General features: G+C 66.8%; 17 protein-coding genes. 12 read left to right on the top strand and 5 right to left on the bottom strand.

Annotation, left to right across the window (positions count from 1 at the left end; all coding sequences use genetic code 11):
• Window positions 1-175 precede the first annotated feature (175 nt).
• The 5 genes from ARTSIC4J27_RS21270 to ARTSIC4J27_RS21250 all read left to right on the top strand — a co-directional run bounded on the left by ARTSIC4J27_RS21270 (window position 176) and on the right by ARTSIC4J27_RS21250 (window position 6,723).
• A complete protein-coding gene (locus ARTSIC4J27_RS21270) occupies window positions 176-1,495 on the top strand; it encodes an MFS transporter (RefSeq protein WP_050057191.1) in 1,320 nt (439 codons plus the stop codon).
• Window positions 1,496-1,733: 238 nt separating this feature from the next.
• Complete coding sequence (locus ARTSIC4J27_RS21265; RefSeq protein ID WP_083435589.1) at window positions 1,734-3,290, top strand: ABC transporter substrate-binding protein; 1,557 nt, start codon at window positions 1,734-1,736, stop codon at window positions 3,288-3,290.
• 22 nt (window positions 3,291-3,312) lie between these two features.
• The gene (locus tag ARTSIC4J27_RS21260; protein WP_050057189.1) at window positions 3,313-4,254 is read left to right on the top strand and encodes an ABC transporter permease; all 942 of its coding nucleotides are present in this window, start codon (window positions 3,313-3,315) and stop codon (window positions 4,252-4,254) included.
• A complete protein-coding gene (locus ARTSIC4J27_RS21255; protein ID WP_050057188.1) occupies window positions 4,247-5,077 on the top strand; it encodes an ABC transporter permease in 831 nt (276 codons plus the stop codon). Before ARTSIC4J27_RS21260 ends, ARTSIC4J27_RS21255 begins: the two co-directional genes overlap by 8 nt.
• A complete protein-coding gene (locus ARTSIC4J27_RS21250) occupies window positions 5,074-6,723 on the top strand; it encodes an ATP-binding cassette domain-containing protein (protein ID WP_083435588.1) in 1,650 nt (549 codons plus the stop codon). The genes ARTSIC4J27_RS21255 and ARTSIC4J27_RS21250 overlap by 4 nt, the downstream gene beginning before the upstream one ends.
• On the opposite strand, the gene ARTSIC4J27_RS21245 is transcribed toward ARTSIC4J27_RS21250, so the two are convergent.
• Both ARTSIC4J27_RS21245 and ARTSIC4J27_RS21240 read right to left on the bottom strand, forming a co-directional pair.
• Window positions 6,680-7,756 carry an ATP-dependent DNA ligase gene (locus ARTSIC4J27_RS21245; RefSeq protein WP_050057187.1) on the bottom strand — a complete coding sequence of 359 codons (1,077 nt, stop codon included), beginning with the start codon at window positions 7,754-7,756 and terminating at the stop codon, window positions 6,680-6,682. The genes ARTSIC4J27_RS21250 and ARTSIC4J27_RS21245 overlap by 44 nt on opposite strands.
• A 63-nt stretch (window positions 7,757-7,819) precedes the next feature.
• A complete protein-coding gene (locus tag ARTSIC4J27_RS21240; protein WP_050057186.1) occupies window positions 7,820-8,743 on the bottom strand; it encodes an AEC family transporter in 924 nt (307 codons plus the stop codon).
• 167 nt (window positions 8,744-8,910) lie between these two features.
• Between ARTSIC4J27_RS21240 and ARTSIC4J27_RS21235 the strand changes: the two genes are divergently transcribed.
• The 4 genes from ARTSIC4J27_RS21235 (at window position 8,911) to ARTSIC4J27_RS21220 (ending at window position 13,260) form a co-directional block, all read left to right on the top strand.
• A complete protein-coding gene (locus ARTSIC4J27_RS21235) occupies window positions 8,911-9,939 on the top strand; it encodes a TIGR03885 family FMN-dependent LLM class oxidoreductase (RefSeq protein WP_050057185.1) in 1,029 nt (342 codons plus the stop codon).
• A complete protein-coding gene (locus tag ARTSIC4J27_RS21230; protein ID WP_050057184.1) occupies window positions 9,936-11,630 on the top strand; it encodes an alpha-amylase family protein in 1,695 nt (564 codons plus the stop codon). Before ARTSIC4J27_RS21235 ends, ARTSIC4J27_RS21230 begins: the two co-directional genes overlap by 4 nt.
• Before the next feature lie 32 nt (window positions 11,631-11,662).
• Window positions 11,663-12,889 carry a pyridoxal phosphate-dependent aminotransferase gene (locus tag ARTSIC4J27_RS21225; RefSeq protein ID WP_050057183.1) on the top strand — a complete coding sequence of 409 codons (1,227 nt, stop codon included), beginning with the start codon at window positions 11,663-11,665 and terminating at the stop codon, window positions 12,887-12,889.
• Between the two features lie 134 nt (window positions 12,890-13,023).
• Complete coding sequence (locus ARTSIC4J27_RS21220) at window positions 13,024-13,260, top strand: hypothetical protein (RefSeq protein ID WP_050057182.1); 237 nt, start codon at window positions 13,024-13,026, stop codon at window positions 13,258-13,260.
• A gap of 96 nt (window positions 13,261-13,356) precedes the next feature.
• On the opposite strand, the gene ARTSIC4J27_RS21215 is transcribed toward ARTSIC4J27_RS21220, so the two are convergent.
• From ARTSIC4J27_RS21215 to ARTSIC4J27_RS21205, 3 genes are all read right to left on the bottom strand, one after another.
• Window positions 13,357-13,677 carry a MoaD/ThiS family protein gene (locus tag ARTSIC4J27_RS21215; protein ID WP_407681145.1) on the bottom strand — a complete coding sequence of 107 codons (321 nt, stop codon included), beginning with the start codon at window positions 13,675-13,677 and terminating at the stop codon, window positions 13,357-13,359.
• Window positions 13,637-14,734: a WD40/YVTN/BNR-like repeat-containing protein gene (locus ARTSIC4J27_RS21210; RefSeq protein ID WP_050057180.1), complete on the bottom strand. Its 1,098-nt coding sequence runs from the start codon at window positions 14,732-14,734 to the stop codon at window positions 13,637-13,639. The genes ARTSIC4J27_RS21215 and ARTSIC4J27_RS21210 overlap by 41 nt, the downstream gene beginning before the upstream one ends.
• Before the next feature lie 69 nt (window positions 14,735-14,803).
• Window positions 14,804-15,004 (bottom strand): hypothetical protein, encoded by a 201-nt coding sequence (locus ARTSIC4J27_RS21205; RefSeq protein ID WP_050057179.1) that lies wholly within the window; start codon window positions 15,002-15,004, stop codon window positions 14,804-14,806.
• Between the two features lie 279 nt (window positions 15,005-15,283).
• Here ARTSIC4J27_RS21205 and ARTSIC4J27_RS21200 point away from each other — a divergent pair, with 279 nt between their 5' ends.
• From ARTSIC4J27_RS21200 to ARTSIC4J27_RS21190, 3 genes are all read left to right on the top strand, one after another.
• Entirely contained in the window at window positions 15,284-15,991 is a 708-nt protein-coding gene (locus ARTSIC4J27_RS21200; RefSeq protein WP_235436815.1) for a hypothetical protein, read from the top strand.
• A 101-nt stretch (window positions 15,992-16,092) separates the two neighbouring features.
• Entirely contained in the window at window positions 16,093-16,854 is a 762-nt protein-coding gene (locus ARTSIC4J27_RS21195) for a class F sortase (RefSeq protein WP_050057178.1), read from the top strand.
• Window positions 16,855-16,907: 53 nt separating this feature from the next.
• Window positions 16,908-17,426: a universal stress protein gene (locus ARTSIC4J27_RS21190; RefSeq protein ID WP_050057177.1), complete on the top strand. Its 519-nt coding sequence runs from the start codon at window positions 16,908-16,910 to the stop codon at window positions 17,424-17,426.
• Window positions 17,427-17,711 lie beyond the last annotated feature (285 nt).

Below are 17,711 nucleotides of genomic sequence, written 5' to 3'. Positions count from 1 at the left end.
ACAAGTGACTGCCCTCACAGCCATCATTGCTGTATCGCACAAGTAGCTCCCACCATGTGGCTACTGTCCGGGTTCTCCCGCACTGCAGCCGCGCTCCCCGAAGGCAACACCTGGGCCGCGCCGGCTGCAGCCCCCCGATCCATCCGCGACAAAGTCGTCACATCAAAGGAACTCCATGAGCCAGATACTTCCGTCCGCTGAGCCAGGCATCGCTGCCCCGGCCGGGACGCCGAAGAAGGCAGCCCTCGCAAGCTTCCTGGGCAGCGCCGTCGAATACTACGACTTCTTCATCTTCGGTTCCGCCGCTGCCCTGATCTTTCCCACGGTCTTCTTCCCGGATGCTGACGCCAACGCAGCGATCATGTCCTTCGCCACCTTCGGCTTCGCCTACGTGGCACGGCCCGTCGGTGCCGTCATCCTGGGCCACTTCGGCGACAGGGTGGGCCGGCGGAAGGTCCTGATGTTCACCCTCCTCCTCATGGGCGCCTCCACTTTCCTGATCGGCTGCCTGCCGGACTTCAACACCGTTGGCTGGTGGGCCCCGGCCCTGCTGGTCCTCGCCCGGCTCTGCCAGGGCCTCTCCGCCGCAGGCGAGCAGGCCGGCGCCTCCTCCATGACACTGGAACACGCACCGGACAACCGCCGCTCCTTCTTCACCTCCTGGACCCTCACCGGCACCCAGGGCGGCCAGATCCTCGCCGCCCTCGTCTTCATCCCCGTCCTGGCCCTCCCGGACGAGCTCAAGTACGGCATCGGCTGGCGCATTCCGTTCTGGCTGAGCGCCGTCGTGGTGATCGTTGCGTTCTTCATCCGACGCACCCTGCACGAGCCGCCGGCTTTCGAAGAAGCCCAGAAGACGGCCCAGATCTCCAAGCTCCCCGTAGCCGACCTGCTGAAGGGCCACTGGCGCGACGTCCTGCGCGTGATCTGCTGCGCCTTCATCGCCGCCGTGTCCACAGTGTTCGGAACCCTCGCCATCAGCTACGCCAAGACCGTCGCCGGCGTGGACGGCACCACCACCCTGTGGCTCGTGGTCGGCGCCAACCTCGTGGCGCTGGGCACCCAGTCGCTGTTCGGCATGCTGGCGGACAAGATCGGCCGCAAGCCCGTCTTCATCTACGGCGCCCTCGCCAGCGCCGCGCTCACGCCCGTTTTCCTGCTCAGCCTCGAATCCGGCAGCGTGCCGCTGATGTTCCTGGCCGCCATCGGTTTCTTCTCCTGCGGCTACGCTGCCTCCAACGCCGTCTGGCCGTCCTTCTACGCCGAGATGTTCAGCACCAAGGTCCGCTTCTCCGGCCTGGCCATCGGCACCCAGCTGGGCTTCCTGATGGCAGGATTCGCCCCCGCAATCGTGGCAGCCATGGGCGGCATCAAGCCCGGCGGCTGGGTCCAGATCAGCATCTTCACCGCCGTCATCTGCACAGTGGCAGCCATCTCCGCGCTGACGGCCAAGGAGTCCTACAAAATCCCCACCAAGCAGCTCGGCCTGAAGTAGCCTTTCTGCCCCACCGGACGCCATTCCAGCCCGGTTTTCAGACCGGAAAGCCCGCCATTCCCCCAAATGGCGGGCTTTCCTTTGTATAAAGCGGGCTGTTCCGGCACGCGCATGCTCCATCCCTGCGGCTGAGCATCAACTTCATCAATTCACGTCTTTGCGGAAGGGAAGGCTACCCTAAGTCAGTCCCCTTTTTATCCCTGCCCTTCCCCACGGCAGCCCTGCTAGGCGGTTTCCTGTGCGCTCCTCCCTCCGTCCCCGCGTCCTCCTGGCCGCGGCCGCTGCCCTCACCTTGACGGGCTGCGGTTTCAGCGGCACCCAGACCCAGTCCACCCAGCCCAGCGCTGCGGCGGACACCAGCCAGCGGATTGTGGTGGACAACTTCCGCGCACCGGTGGCCAACTGGGCCGTGGAATCGGATGCCGCGTACATCCTCTCCCTCTCCGGCTGCCTGGAGACCCTGACCACCTACAACCAGGCCGAGGGCAAGGTCCTGCCGTCGCTTGCCACCGAGTGGAAGCAGTCCTCACCGCTGGACTGGGACTTCAGCATCCGCCAGGGCGTCAAGTTCCAGGACGGCACCGACCTCACCGCCGGGTCCGTGGCGTCGGCACTCAACCACGTCCTGGACGCGAAGGTTCCGGCGCGGGCCTTCAACCGCACCATGATCGGCAGTGTCACCGCAGTGGACGGCCAGACGGTCCGGGTCAGCACCCCGGCCGAAAACCCGCTGGTGCCCTACCGGCTGGCCAGCGTCAACACCGGCATCCTGGCGCCGGCCGCCTACAAGGCTGAAGGCCTGGACCCGTTCGGGCACTGCACCGGGCCTTTCACTCCCGTCTCGGAGAAGGCAAAGCAGTCCCTCACCCTGGACCGCAACGAGAACTACTGGGGCGGCGACGTACAGCTTGCCGGCGCCGAGGTCCGCTTCATCACCAACGGCCCCACTCGTGCCGCCCAGGTGCAGACGGGCGAAGCGGATATCTCGCTGTCCATCCCCGTCGCCAGCCTCGCGGCGCTGAAGGCGGACAAGGGCGTCTCCGTCCTGGGCGCCGATTCGCCGCGCACTGCCACGATGTACATGAACAACGGCCGTGCCCCGCTGGACAATGTTGACGTCCGCACGGCGATCCGCGAGGCACTGGACCTTGATGCGCTGGCCGCCAGCGTCTACGAAGGCGCAGCGCTTCCGGCCACCGGACCGTTTGCCCCGTCCGAGCCCTGGGCCGGCGGGAAGCAGGACAAGCAGCAGCAGGACCTCGAGGAAGCCCGCAAGCTGCTCGCCAAGGCCGGCTACACCGCCGACCGCCCCCTGGAAATCATCGCCATCGTGGAGCGCGCCGAATTTGCGGACGTCGCCGCCGTTGTGCAGGAGAACCTGAAGAACATCGGCATCCCCGTGGCCATCACCTCCAAGGAATACGCCTCCGCGGAGCCGGACGTCCTGGCCGGCAACTACGACATGCTGCTCAGCCAGCGGAACCGGCTGATCGACATCGCCGACCCCATCGGCTTCCTCACCGCCGACTACACCTGCAAAGGCACCTACAACCTGAGCCACTTCTGCGACGCAGAATACGACCGGATCATCGCCGAAGCCGCCACCACAGTGGACACCACCGAGCGCTACAAGCTGTACGCGGAGGCAGGCCGGATCCTGCAGGACAAGGCCGTCAACGCCTGGCTGGTCAATGAGCAGGCCACCGACGCCACCCGGACCAACGTCCTGAACTATGTCCAGGACCCGCTGTCCCGCTACGTCCCCACCGCGAAGACGGCCAAGGCCGCGTCCTAGTTCCCCAGACTCACACCGCAAAATGCTGCAGTTCATCACCAAACGGACGGCCACCCTGGTGGCCGCCGTTGTGGTGTCCTCGTTTGCGGTCTTCCTGATCCCGTACTTCACGCCCGGGGACCCGGTACGGAAGATCATCCGCTCACGCGTGGCGGGCGACGCCGTCGACGACTCTGCGGTGCAGGGCCTCAGCGAAAGCCTCGGCCTGAACGATCCCCTGGCCGTCCAATACTTCCGTTGGCTCGGGGATTTCTTCAGCGGCGACATGGGCCTGTCCTTCGTCAGCCGCACCCCGGTGGCGGAACAGGTGCTGCCGGCGCTGTCCGTGACGCTCAGCCTGGTCACCATGTCGCTGGTCCTGGCCGCGGCCGTAGCACTCCCCCTGGGGATTCTTTCGGGGCTGCGCCCCGGAAGCGTTGCGGACAAGGCCATTACGGCAGTGACCCAGGCCCTGATAGCCATGCCCGAGTACTGGGTGGCTCCCGTGCTGGTCCTGGTCTTCGCCCTGAAACTGTCGCTCCTGCCCACGGCCGGCTGGAATGACCTCTCCTCCGCCGTACTGCCGGCCCTGACCCTTGCGCTGCGGCCCATCAGCTTCTTCACCTCGGCGGTCCGCGCCGGGATCATCGATGCAGCAGCGGCAGAGCACGTGCCGGCGGCCCGTGCCCGCGGGCTGAGCCAGGGCCAGGCGATCCTCCGCCACGTGGTGCCGAACGGCCTGGTGCCGCTGTCCACCCTGTTCGCCGTGTGGTTCGCCGGCCTGCTGGGCGGGTCGGTGATCGTGGAGGTCATTTTCGCCGTACCGGGCATGGGCAGGCTGCTTTTCGATGCCGTGGTGAACAGCGATATCCCGCTCGCCCAGGGTGGAGTGGTGGTTGTGGTGGCACTCGCCGTCGGCGTGACCACCCTGGCGGACTTCGTCCACCGGTTCCTCAGCCGCACGGTGGGAGGAACCCTTGCGTAGCCGGCTTACCGTGTCCACCGTGGCAGCCGCCGTGCTTGCCGCCATTGTGCTGGCAGTGCTGCTGGCGCCCTGGATTTCGCCCTATCCGCCCGCGGAGCAGAACCTGGCCGAGCGCCTGGCCGCGCCCTCGGCCGAACACTGGCTGGGCACCGACAACCTGGGCCGGGACACCCTCAGCCGGGTCCTCGAAGGCGGCCGGTTTTCCATGTCCGTGGCGGCGCTTGCCACGGTGCTGACGTGCCTGCTCGGAGTAGCCATCGGGATCCTGAGCGCACGCCGCAGGGGCTGGGTGGATGAATTCCTGACCCGCACCAACGACGTCCTGCTTGCCCTGCCGGAAATGGTGGTCGCCCTGTTCATCGTGGCGGCGCTGGGCACGGGCTTCGGGCCGCTGCTGCTCGCCCTGACGGTTACGGGGTGGACTCCCTTCGCCCGCCTGGCCCGGACCCTGGCCTACGACGTCTCGGCCCGCGGCTTCGTGGAGGCCGCCCGCGTGGTGGGCTGCCCGCCGTCGTTCATTATCTTCCGGCACGTGCTGCCCCACCTCGCGGCACCGATCCTGGGCCAGGCAACCCTGCGATTCGGGCACCTGCTCATCAGCGTGGGCGCCCTCTCCTACCTGGGCCTGGGCGTCCAGCCGCCGCAGTCGGACTGGGGTTCCATGCTGGCAGCAGCGCAGCCCTTCGCGGACCGCGCACCGATGGGGATCCTCGCACCGGGCCTGGCCATTTTCCTCGTGGCGCTCTGTGTCACCCTGATCGGCCAGCGCGCAGCGCACATGGCCGCGGCACCGTTGCTGCTCCCCCTGGCGGCGGAAAAATGAGCCCCCTGGACTCCGGGCTGCTCCTCGACGGGCTGCAGGTGAGCCAGCAGGAGTCCGACGGCGGGACTTCCGCCAGGCCCCTGCTCTCCGATGTGTCCCTGTCCGTGGATCCCGGTGAATTCGTGGCGCTGGTGGGCAGTTCCGGTTCCGGCAAGACCCTGACCGCGATGTCCTGCCTGCGGCTCCTGCCGCCCAGCCTGCGGATCACGGGCGGGTCCATCCGGCTCGGCGGCCTGGACCTGACCTGCGCGTCGGAACAGGAACTCAACTCCGTGCGCGGCGGGAGGCTGGGCATGCTGTTCCAGCAGCCCAAACGGATGTTCAACCCGAACCGGACCGTCGGGCAGCACCTCAAAGAGCCCCTCCGCCAGCATGCCGGGCTCCGCGGGGCCAAGGCTCGCGGCAAGGCGCTGGAACTGCTGGACGAGGTGGGCTTCGCCGATCCCGCCAAGGGCCTCCGTGCCTACCCGCACCAGCTCTCCGGAGGCATGGCGCAGCGCGCCATGACAGCCCTGGCGCTGGCGGGCCAGCCCGGAATGCTGCTGGCGGACGAGCCGACGTCGGCGCTGGACAAGGTGCTCGAGCGCCAGATCCTGCAGCTGCTGGAGCGCGAACGCCGGGAACGCGGGCTGGGCATCCTGTACATCACGCACAACATCGCGTCCGTGGCCGCCTTCGCCGACAAGGTGCTGGTGATGAAGGCCGGGACCATCGTGGAGGCCGGTCCTGCCGGTGACCTGCTCACCCGGCCGCAGACTTCCTACACCCGCGAGCTGCTGGCCGCCGCGCGCCTGGCGCCGGAGTCCCGCCGCCGTCCGCCCTCTACCGAACGGGACGTCCTGGTGCTGGAGAGCGTGGGCAAGCATTTCGGGCCGCGGCGGAAACGGGAGCATACCGCGCTGCAGGACGTCTCGCTGACCCTGCGGCGCGGGGAGATCCTGGGCGTGCTGGGCCAGTCGGGCTCGGGCAAAAGCACCCTGGCCAAAGCCATCGTCGGCCTGGAACCCGCCAGCACTGGATCCATCACCCGGCACCTGGACCCAAGCGACGCGCGGCAGGCTACCGCCGTCCAACTGGTGTTCCAGGAACCGCACGGCGCTTTTGACCCGCGGATGACCCTGCGCACCAGCCTGCAGGCACCGCTGCGCCCGCGCCGCGATCTGTCGCAAGAAGAGCGCGATGAGCGGATCGCCGCCGCGATGGCCGAGGTGGAACTGGACGCGGCGCTCCTGGACAAGCGGCCGGGCCAGTGCTCCGGCGGGCAGCTGCAGCGGGCCACCATTGCCCGTGCCCTGCTGCTGGAACCCCAGGTCCTGATCTGCGACGAGGCCACCTCAGCCCTGGACGCACTGACCCAGCGCACCATCCTGAAACTGCTCCTGCGGCTGCAGCGCGAACACAACCTGTCCCTCATCGTCATCTCACATGACATGGATGTGGTGCGGTACATGTGCGACAGGGTGGCTGTCCTGCTGGAGGGCCGGGTGGTGGAAGTGGCCGAGACCAGGGACTTCTTCGCCGCGCCCCGGCACCCGCACAGCCAGGCCCTGGTGGAGGCCTCGATCCCGTGCCGCGCGGACGGGCTCTGGAGCCTGCTGGATGCTACGGCCGCCCGGTCTCCAGCACCGAGGCCAGGTCAAAGCTGACCGGTTCCTCCAGCTGCGCATAGGTGCATGATTCCGGTTCCCGGTCCGGGCGCCAGCGGTTGAACTGGGCAGTGTGCCGGAACCTGTCGCCTTCCATGTGGTCGTACCGGACCTCCACCACCAGCTCCGGGCGCAGCGGCACGAAGGACAGATCCTTGCCGGCACTCCAGCGGCTGCCCTCGGCGTTCCGCGGCGTCCGCTCGCCTTCCTCCTGCTTCGCCCACGCCCAGGGGTGGTGATCAAAATCGGTGACCAGCGGCTGCAGCTGTTCGAACAGCTCCTGGCGGCGCTTCATCGGGAAGGCGCCGATCACGCCCACGCTGGCCAGGCCGCCGTCGTCCTTGTACAGCCCCAGCAGCAGCGAGCCGATGGCATCCGGCCCGCTCTTGTGCAGCCGGTATCCGGCCACCACGCAGTCGGCCGTGCGCTCGTGCTTGGTCTTGAACATCACCCGTTTGTCCGGCTCGTACCGCCCGTCCAGGCGTTTGGCCACCACCCCGTCCAGTCCGGCGCCCTCAAACTGCTCGAACCACCGGGTGGCGGTGTCCTTGTCCGTGGTGGCCGCGGTGAGGTGGACGGGAGCCTCGCTGGCCGCGAGCGCCTTCTCGAGTGCCGCCCGCCGTTCCGTGAAGGGCCGGCCCGTGTAGTCGTCCTCTCCCAGGGCCAGCAGGTCAAACGCCACGAACGAGGCGGGCGTCTGGGCGGCCAGCAGCTTCACCCGGCTGGCCGCGGGATGGATGCGCTGCTGGAGGGCGTCGAAGTCCAGCCGGTCGCCGGACGGGCCGATCAGGATGATCTCACCGTCCACCACGCACCGCGGCGGCAGGTTTTCCTTCAGGGCCGCCACGAGCTCGGGAAAGTAGCGGGTCATGGGCTTTTCGTTGCGGCTTCCGATCTCCAGTTCGTCGCCGTCCCGGAAAATGATGGACCGGAACCCGTCCCACTTGGGCTCATAGCTGAGGTCTCCTTCCGGAATGCCGCTAACGGCCTTGGCGAGCATGGGCGGGACTGGCGGCAGCACGGGAAGTTCCATGCTGCCCATTCTTGCCCGGCCAATGCCCCTGGCGGAAGACTGCCGCCGGTAGAAGGCCAGGGCTCAGCCGGCCAGCAGCCAGACGATCAGGACCAGGACCGGGGCGGCAGCCGCCGTCGACATCAGGATGGTTTCCCGCGCCACCGCGACTCCGCGGCCGTATTTGCTGGCAAACAGGAACACGTTCTGCGCGGACGGCAGCGCCGCCATGAGCACCACGCCCAGCAGCATGTGGTGGTCCAGGTTGAACAGGAAGCGCCCGACGGCGAACGCCACCGCCGGCATCACGGCGGACTTCAGCACGGTGGCAGTAAGGATCTCCGCCCGGTGGCCGCCGCTTTGCAGCATCCGTGCCCCGTGCAGGGACATGCCGAAGGCCAGCAGCACCACCGGGACAGCCGCCCCGCCCAGGAGTTCCAGCGGGGCCATCACGGGATCGGGAAGCTTGACGTGGAACGCCGCCAGGACAACGCCCAGCAGGCTGGCGATGATCATGGGGTTCCGGAAGGGCTGGGTGAGCATCAGCCGTGGTGAGAACCGGCCGGCCGCGGAAAGGTCCAGCAGGGTGAGGACCAGCGGAGCGAGCAGGAGCAGCTGGACCAGCAGGACCGGTGCCACCGGTGTGGCATCGCCGAGCGCGTAAAGGGTGATGGGGATGCCGATGTTGTTGGCGTTGACGTAGGAACTGGCCATGGCGCCCACGGCTGTTTCGGCCATCGGACGGCGGAACCAGAGCCGGCTCGCGGTGACGTACAGCAGTGCCGTGACTGCGGCCGTCAGCAGGGCCAGCGGCACGTAGGCGGAGAACACCACTGAGATATCGGATTCGAGCACCACCGTAAAAAGCAGCACCGGGTTGGTGATGAAGAAGGCGGTCCGCGTCAGTGCCGAAACGGTTGGTTCCCCGCCCAGCCCGCACCGCGCGGCCACGTAACCCACCGCAATGACGACGCCGATCACCGCCAACCCGATCAGCACACCGCCCACAAGAGGTACTTCCTTCCGCGTCCGCCTGCGCAGGATGACAGCGAGCGCAGTGTTACAAGTTACAAACTTATCTGACAAGTGGCGGACCGGTTGTACGCTGCCGCTTTGGAGCTCCTTCCCGGCGGAAACCCTCGACACAGCCCACACCAGACGGGTAGAGGTTAACGATGGTTACTGTCGGCTTCCACGCTTCCCACGAACAGATCAGCCCCGGCCAGCTCCTTCGGGACGTCCAGCACGCTGAGCGGGCGGGCTTTGACGCCGCCATGTGCTCGGACCACTTCGAGCCGTGGTCGGCCCGGCAAGGACACTCCGGCTTCGCCTGGTCCTGGCTGGGTGCGGCATTGGCCACCACCGACCTCCGGTTCGGTGTGGTCACCGCGCCCGGCCAGCGGTACCACCCGGCCATCATCGCCCAGGCCTCCGCCACGCTGGCTTCCATGTTTCCCGGCAGGTTCTGGTTCGCCCCCGGCAGCGGCGAGAACATGAACGAGCACATCACCGGTGACGGCTGGCCGGCCAAGGACGTCCGCCAGCGCCGCCTCGAGGAGTGCGTGGACGTGATCCGGCGGCTGCACCGCGGCGGCGAAGTCACCCACCGGGGCCTGGTCACGGTGGAACAGGCGCGGATCTGGGACGTCCCGGAAACCCCGCCGCCCCTGATCGCGCCGGCCGTCAGCGTGGACACGGCCCGCAGGGCCGCCGCCTGGGCGGACGGCCTGGTCACCGTCAACCAGCCCGCGCCCAAACTCCGGGACATGCTGGCCGCCTACCGGGACAACGGAGGCAAGGGCAAAGCTGTTTTGCAGGTCCACTTGTCCTGGGCCGGATCCGAGGACGAGGCGGTTGCCGTTGCCTTGGACCAGTGGCGCACCAACACCTACCAGCCGCCCATCCCCTGGGACCTTCCCACGGCGGGACATTTCGACCTGGTGGGTGAACACGTGACAGCAGAACAGGTGCGTACAACGGTGAACGTCTCGGCGAGCCTGGACCGGCACGTGGAGTGGCTGGGCAGGTACGCGGACCTCGGCTTCGACGAGCTCTACCTGCACTTTGTCGGCCAGGAGCAGGCGGCGTTCATCGACACCTTCGCCGCGGAGGTACTGCCGCAGCTCCGCACCCCCGGCAGTACACCGGCGGTCCCGCAGCTTGCGGCGGCAGGTGCCGAACCGGCGTCGGACGCTTCAGCATGAGGCTCGCCGAAACCTCCGACCTCTGGTGGAAGAATGCGGTGATCTACTGCCTGGACGTCGAGACGTTTTTTGACGACGACGGCGACGGCTGCGGCGACTTCGCCGGCCTCACCCAGCGGGTGGACTACCTGGCCGCCCTCGGCGTGACCTGCATCTGGCTGATGCCGTTCTATCCCTCTCCGGACCGGGACGACGGCTACGACGTGACCGACTTCTTTACGGTTGATCCCCGGCTGGGCACCATGGGGGACCTGGTGGAATTCGTGCGTGCCGCCAGGGACCGGGGCATGCGGGTCATCGCGGACTTCGTGGTCAACCACACCTCGGACCAGCACCCCTGGTTCGTCGAGGCCCGGAAGTCAACTGACAACCGGTACCGGGACTACTACGTGTGGCGGAGCGACACTCCTCCGGACACATCCGGCGAAGTGGTGTTCCCCGGCGAGGAGACATCGCTGTGGACCCAGGATGACGCCACCGGCGAGTGGTACCTGCATATGTTCGCCGGGCACCAGCCGGACCTGAACGTCACCAACCCCGGCGTGCGGAACGAGATTGCCAAGGCGATGGGCCTGTGGCTGGAGCTCGGGCTGGACGGTTTCCGCCTGGACGCGGTGCCCTTCTTCCTCGAAACCCGGGGCCAGCCCAAGGATGAGGCCGCCAACCGGGATCCGCACGATTACCTCTCGGCGTTGCGGAGCTTCGTGAACCGCCGCAACGGCAGCGCGGTGCTGCTGGGTGAGGTGAACCTGCCCTACAAGGAACAGCTGGAGTACTTCGGCGGCCCCGACGGCAACGAACTGAACATGCAGTTCGACTTTATGTCCATGCAGCACCTCTACCTCTCGCTTGCCCGCCGCGATGCCCGGCCGCTGGCCGAAACGCTCAAAAGCCGCCCGGCCCTGCACCCGGACAACCAGTGGGCCATGTTTGTGCGCAACCATGACGAACTCACCCTGGACAAGCTCACGGACGGCGAGCGCGGCGAGGTCTTCGCCGCCTTCGGGCCTGCAAAGAACATGCAGATTTACGGGCGCGGCCTGCGCCGCCGGCTTCCCCCGATGCTCGACGGCGACCCCGAACGCCTGCGGATGGTGTACTCGCTGATGTTCTCCCTCCCCGGCACGCCGGTGTTGTTTTACGGCGAGGAGATCGGCATGGGTGAGGACCTCCGGCTCAAGAGCAGGGCCGCGGTGCGCACGCCCATGCAGTGGAGCGAGGGGAAAAACGGCGGCTTCTCCACGGCAAAGGCGGCGGACCTGGCCGTTCCGCTGGCACGGGGGGAGTACGGGCCGGAGCACGTCAACGCGGCTGCCGCCAGGCGCGACCCGGATTCGCTGTTCAACTTCATGGCCACCCTGATCCTGCGGTACCGGGAGAACGCGGAGCTGGGGTGGGGCAGCTTCGCCCTCATCGACCAGCCGGAGCCGGCGGTCTTTGCGCACACCTGCAGCTCGGACGGCGGCCTGCTGGTGCTGCTGCACAACCTGGGTGAAGATCCGGTGAAGGTCAGTGCGAAAGCCGGGCCTGAGGATGGACCCGCGCAGGCTTTCAAGGACGCCGCCCTGCTGGACGTGTTCGACGGCGGGAGCGTGCCTTTGCAGCCCGACGGCGGCTTCACGGTGGAGCTGGGCCGTTACGGCTACCGCTGGCTCCGGGTGCAGAGGAAGGGTGACCGGCTGGCGCCGTAACCGGGCCGCCAACCTTTGTGAAAAGATCAACCATGCGCGCCATGCAACATTCCAGCAAACTCCAGAACGTCCGGTACGAACTCCGCGGCCCGATCCTCCAGGCGGCCAAGAACATGGAGGCCGAGGGCCACCGGATCCTGAAGATGAACCTGGGCGATACCGCACCGTTCGGCCTGGAAACCCCTGAATCCGTGGTGGTGGACATGATCCACCACCTGCGGGGCGCGCAGGGCTACAGCGACTCCAAGGGAATCTTTTCGGCCCGCACGGCCATCTCGCAGTACTACCAGACCCGCGGGCTCATGCAGATCGGGGTGGAGGACATTTTCATCGGCAACGGTGTCAGCGAACTGATCTCCATGTGCCTGCAGGCCTTTATGGAAAACGGCGACGAAATCCTGGTCCCGGCACCGGATTACCCGCTGTGGACGGCGGCTGTGACCCTGACCGGCGGCACCCCTGTCCATTACCTGTGCGACGAGGCGGAGAACTGGTGGCCGGACATGGCCGACGTCGAGGCAAAGATCACGAGCCGGACCAAGGGCATCGTGATCATCAACCCGAACAATCCCACCGGCGCCGTCTACCCCCGCCACATCCTGGAACAGTTCGCCGGGCTGGCCCGGAAACACAACCTGGTCCTCTTCTCGGACGAGATCTACGAGAAGGTGCTTTACGGGGATGCCGTACACCTCCACACCGCCGCAGTTGCCGAGGACGTCTGCTGCCTGACCTTCAGCGGCCTGTCCAAGGCCTACCGGATGCCCGGCTACCGCGCCGGGTGGGTGGCCGTTACCGGGCCGCTGGCCGCCACCGCCGCCTACCGCGAAGGGCTCGAACTGCTGGCATCCCTGAGGTTGTGCCCCAACGTTCCTGCCCAGCACGCGATCCAGACCTGTTTGGGCGGCTACCAGAGCATTGAGGCGCTGGTGCGGCCCGGCGGCCGGCTCCGGGAACAACGGGACCTCGCGCACAAGCTGCTGACCGCCATTCCGGGCATCACCTGCGTCCCGGCCGAGGGGGCCATGTACCTGTTCCCGCGGCTGGACCCGGAACTTTATCCGATCGCCAGCGACGAGCAGTTCGTCCTGGACCTGCTGAAGGACCAGAAGATCCTGGTGTCCCACGGTTCGGCCTTCAACTGGCCCACACCGGACCACTTCCGCTTTGTGATCCTCCCGTCGGTCCTGGACATCGAGGAAGCAGTCCGCAGGATCTCGACCTTCCTCGCCGCCTACCGCAACCGCGAGGCGGCTTAGCACGATTGCGGGGAAACAGCTCCGGCTCAAAGAACTAACCCGCGCCTAACCATCAGGAAACCAGGGCGCAACATTGCCACTCCACACTGGTAGTGCAGGCAAGAGCCGGCACCAGCTCCAGCCAGGAGGCCCCAATGTTGAAGAAAGCAGCAGCCCATGTAACCCGCGTCCGGACACTGGACCAGCTTCGCCGCGGCGACGAGATCGAAGCCCGGCTCTCGGTAGGCCCGTCCTACGACGACGTAGTGATCCGCCGGGGCAGCGTGCAGGAGACAGCGCCGGGAATCGGCGTGGTGTGGATCCTGGACCGGATCACGGGCCTGCGCAAAGCAATCAATACGGACGAATGCAGCGTGTGGCGGGTGGCCTGAACCGGGCGCCGGCTGAAATGGCAGGCCGCGGCAGCGGGTGTAGTCAGTAAGGACTGCCCGCCGCCTCCGAAGCCCGTCCTGCCGGCTCCTGTGTTCTCACCCGCCGGCCACTGACTGGATGACCAGCACCTCCTGGCCGGGTGCCACCTCCGTATCGAGGCCCTGCAACCGCCGCACCTCGTCGCCATCCACGTAAACATTCACGAACCGCCGCAGGGCTCCCGTCTCATCCCGAAGCCGCCTGGCCAGCACGGCGAAGTCGGCGGTGACGGAATCCAGCAGTTTTGCCACGGTCACCGGCCCGTCGGCGGGCGCAGTCAGGACGGACTGCCCGCCGGCCAGCGGCTGCAGGATGCTGGGCAGCACCACCGAGATCTCAGGCACCGGCCACCACTGCCGCGCGGACGCACAGGACATCGGGCAGGTGGGCCGCCACTTCCGCGAACGTCTCCCCTTCGTCTGCGCTGGCATACACGGTGCCTCCGCGCGTGCCGAAGTAGACGCCCGCCGGCTCCGCAGTGTCCACGGAGGCGGCGTCCCGCAGGACGCTGTTGTACTCGCCCGTGGGTAATCCGTTGCTGAGCCTCTTCCAGCTGCCGCCGGCATCATCCGTGCGGTGGACGGCCAGTTCGCCGTTGGGCGGGATACGCTCGCCGTCGGCTTTGAGCGGCACAACCCAGGCTGTACCTTCACGCCGCGGATGGGTCAGCATGACAAAGCCGAAGTCGGCCGGCAGGCCCTCCGCAATGGAGGTCCAGCTCTCCGCGTTGTCATCCGTGCGGTACACGCCGTGGTGGTTCTGCGCATAGAGCCGGCCGTCGACGGCGGCATCCGCAGCAATCTTGTGCACGCACTGTCCGAACTCCGGATTCGGGTCCGGCATGAAATAGGCCGAAATTCCCTTGTTGCGTGCCTCCCAGGAGGTGCCGCCGTCGAGCGAGCGGTAAACGCCGCCCGTGCTCATGGCCACGTGGACGGTTTCACCTTCCGGGTGGACCACGATCGAATGGGCCGCGGCGCCGCCGTAGCCGGCACCCCAGTCGCTGCGGTGCGGATGGTCCCAAAGGCCCCTGTTCAGCTCGAAGTGTTCGCCGCCGTCGGTGGACTTCCACACGGAGATGGGCTCGGCCCCCGCCCACACCACTCCCGGCCGCGCGCCGGCGTCCGGATAAATCTGCCAGATCCGTTCCAGGGCCGCGCCGGTATCCTCGGGGAACCTGATGGCACCCTGCTCAGGTTCGGACCAGGTGGCGCCAAGATCGTCCGAGTGGGCCACCGTGGGTCCCCAGTGCTCGTTCCGGACTCCCACCATGATCCGGGTGCGGCCTTCCCTGGTGTCGATCCCGATGCTGGGAATCTCACTCATCAGGAAATGCGGACCGGTGAAGGACCAATCATGCCTGTCCGCGCTGGTGGCCAGCCACAGGCCCTTTTTAGTCCCGATCGCTAAGACAAAACTTCCTTGGGTTGCCATGCCCCCATGCAACCACCGCCCCGGGCAGCCTGCAATGGTTTCCGGCTGAAAGGGGGCGTGGAGTGGGGGTTAGTCCACAAACTCCGACTGCGTCTCGATGAAGTCCCAGTCCGCCGCCGTTAACACTGCCGCCGGGTTGTCCGGATGGGGTCCACCGGCCTCGGCGATCCCCTGGAGGACCGGAAGCGGAAGTTCCCCGGCGCGCAGGTTCTCCCGCAGCCATTCCTTGCTCGCAAGATCCAGGTCCAGCCACCACATGAAAATCTCCATGCCCTCATGCCCCTTTCGTCGAATCCAACGTTAGGCGCGGACAGGTCGGGCTACAAGACACCCGCGGTGCGGGCAAGTAGCGCCGCGGGATTTTCGGGTACCCGCAAGTAACCGGGCAAGCGGCGGTGCCTGAAAGACGAGTACCCCCTACTGGCGACTGGCTGCGGGCGCAAACCTAGCCTGAAAACTCAAGCAAGCTGACCGTGCTGCTGGGGCATCGGGCGCAACCGCTACCGGCTCTGCATCATGGTCCGTTTCACAAACACTGGGGAGAAAATCATGAAACGCACCTTTGCCACTCTGGGGGTGGTGGGGCTGGGGCTGCTCACCCTCACGGCACCAGCCATTGCAGCGTCCGACCGCGTTACGGTCTGCCATGCCGACGGTTCCTCCTGGTCGCCGCTGGAATTCAATGTCAACGGTATCGGCGGCCACGACGAGCATCCCACCGACATCATTCCGCCGACACCGAAGGCGCCAGCAGGCCAGAACTGGACGAACGCCGGCAAGCTCACCTACATAGCCAACTGCGCGGCCCTGCCGCCGGGCGAGACAGTTGACCCGGAGACTCCGCCCGTCGTGGTCCCGCCAGTGGTGGTGGTCCCACCGGTGGAACAACCTGTGGTTGAGACGCCCGTCGTCGAGACGCCGGTCGTGGAACAGCCCGTCACTCAGACGCCTGTTGTCGAAACCCCCGTGGAGACGGTTGTAGTTGCTCCTGTTGCCGCTCCACCCGTGCAGCAGCCCGTGGTGGTGCCGCCGGTGACTGTCCCGCCGGCAGCAGCGCCCGTCGTCGTACCCCGGCAGCCGGCCGCCGCTGGCGCCGTGGCTACGACCGGTCTGGGCACCAATCAGGGGTACAACGCCCAGACGTCCGTGGGCGGCTCCAACAGCCCGTCCTGGCTGGCAGGCCTTGGCGCCCTGGCGGTCGCAGGCGCAGCAGTTGCGCTCCGCCGCAGCCGCCGTACCCACCCCTTGGCTGACTGACACGGCCAGGCTGCAACCAGCAGCCCGATGACAGGAGGGCGTCCCGCCAGTGCCCGGCGGGGCGCCTTCCTCCTCTTTCATTGCAAGTGCACAGGAGCACCATGTTGAAGGAACGCAGCCGGCACGCGGCCCGCAAGGAGGGCACGAAGCGGCGCTGGAACCGGGGAGACCTGGCCATCCTCCTGTGCGGGGTGTTGGCCTTTCTGTCCATGACCTTCGGTGCGCCCCTCTTCCACCAGGTGCAGGTCTCCGCCAGCGGAAACAGTGCCGTGGCGGGAACTTCGGCATCCGGTGCCACGTCCCGGCAGCCGGCACCCAATGTCGCGGAGACACCGAAAACACGTGGAACGGAGGTGGCAGCTGAAGGGCAGCAGCCCGCCCCCGCCGGTCCGGATGTACAGCCGCCCGCCCCCGCCCTCCCGGCAGCGGCTAAACCGGTGCGGATCCGCTATGCCGCCGCGGCCTTCGATGTTCCTGTCCATTCACTTGATGTGGACGCTGCCGCGCAGGCCAGCCAGACTCTTGAGCCGCCGGCCACGAAAGACGGCTACTGGCTGACGCCCTTCGGAACTCCAGGACAGGGGTCGGCAAACACCACGTACGTGATCGGACACAGCTGGGAAGGTGCGGACGCACCCTTCAACCACCTGAGTTCAGCGGCAACTGTGGGCGACAGGTTTGAGGTGGACACCGCAACCGGCACCATCCCTTACAAGGTGGACAACGTGGCCACCTATTTGAAGTCCAGCCTCAAGGACAGTCCCATCTGGAGCATCGTGCCCAACCGGCTGGTCCTGATCAGCTGCTTTACGGAGGACCCCTGGGGCAAGAATGTGGTTGTCACCGCATCGCCCGCCCCGTAAAGGGAAGCAGCAAATGCCCTGTTCAAGTGCGTTCGGGAGTCCGAGAATAAGCTATGACATCAGATCCGTTCAGCGGTACGTCGCCCCTGCTGGTAGGCGTCGCGCCCAAGCAGCACCCTGAGGTCCTGCAGACCGCAGCCATCCTCGCCGCCCGCCTGGGAAGGCCGTTGCTCTGCGCCTACGTGGACGAGGCCAGCTATTTGGTGGAATGGGATCCCGCACGGGCTGCCCACCGGCTCTCCCTCCACCCGGACGCGGACGACGAGGATATCCGCGCCGTGGCGTCAGAGCTCCGAGCGGCCATAGAAGCGGCAGTGGCCAAAGTTCCTGCAGGTGCGGGGCGCACGGAATGGACTCTCCGCACCCTTGCCGGAGATCCCGCCCGCGGGCTGGCAAGGCTCGCTGCCGAAAGCGATGCTCCAATGATCATCGTCGGAACGTCGGAACGGGGTTTTGCCCATCGCCTGACGGAGGCCCTGAACGGATCCGTTGGCGCGTGGCTGACGCACCACCAGAGCCGCCCCGTGCTCGTGGTTCCCTACCGGATGCCGGCCCACGAGGACCGGTTGTGACCTTCGGCACCATGTTGCTTAAGCCGAATTAAGAGCAAAGAAAGTAAAGCGAAAGTAGTTATTCGATGTGCTGGCGGTGATGACTACCAGCCAGTAAGCTGATTCAAGCAGGCCGGTTCCACGCAGGTGGACGCCGGATTTGCCCAAAGACTGCTCCGGAGTGCGTATCCCCCAATAACGCACTCCGGAGCTTTTTTGTTGCCCTGATTCCCCCACCACTCCTAAATCGGGTTAGCGGCCAAAATCCGCTCCATACCCCCTGGGGGTACTTGAAACTATACCCCT

This window comes from Pseudarthrobacter siccitolerans (genome assembly GCF_001046895.1).
Classification (GTDB): Bacteria; Actinomycetota; Actinomycetes; order Actinomycetales; family Micrococcaceae; genus Arthrobacter; species Arthrobacter siccitolerans.
This window is presented reverse-complemented; position numbering and strand designations above follow the sequence as displayed.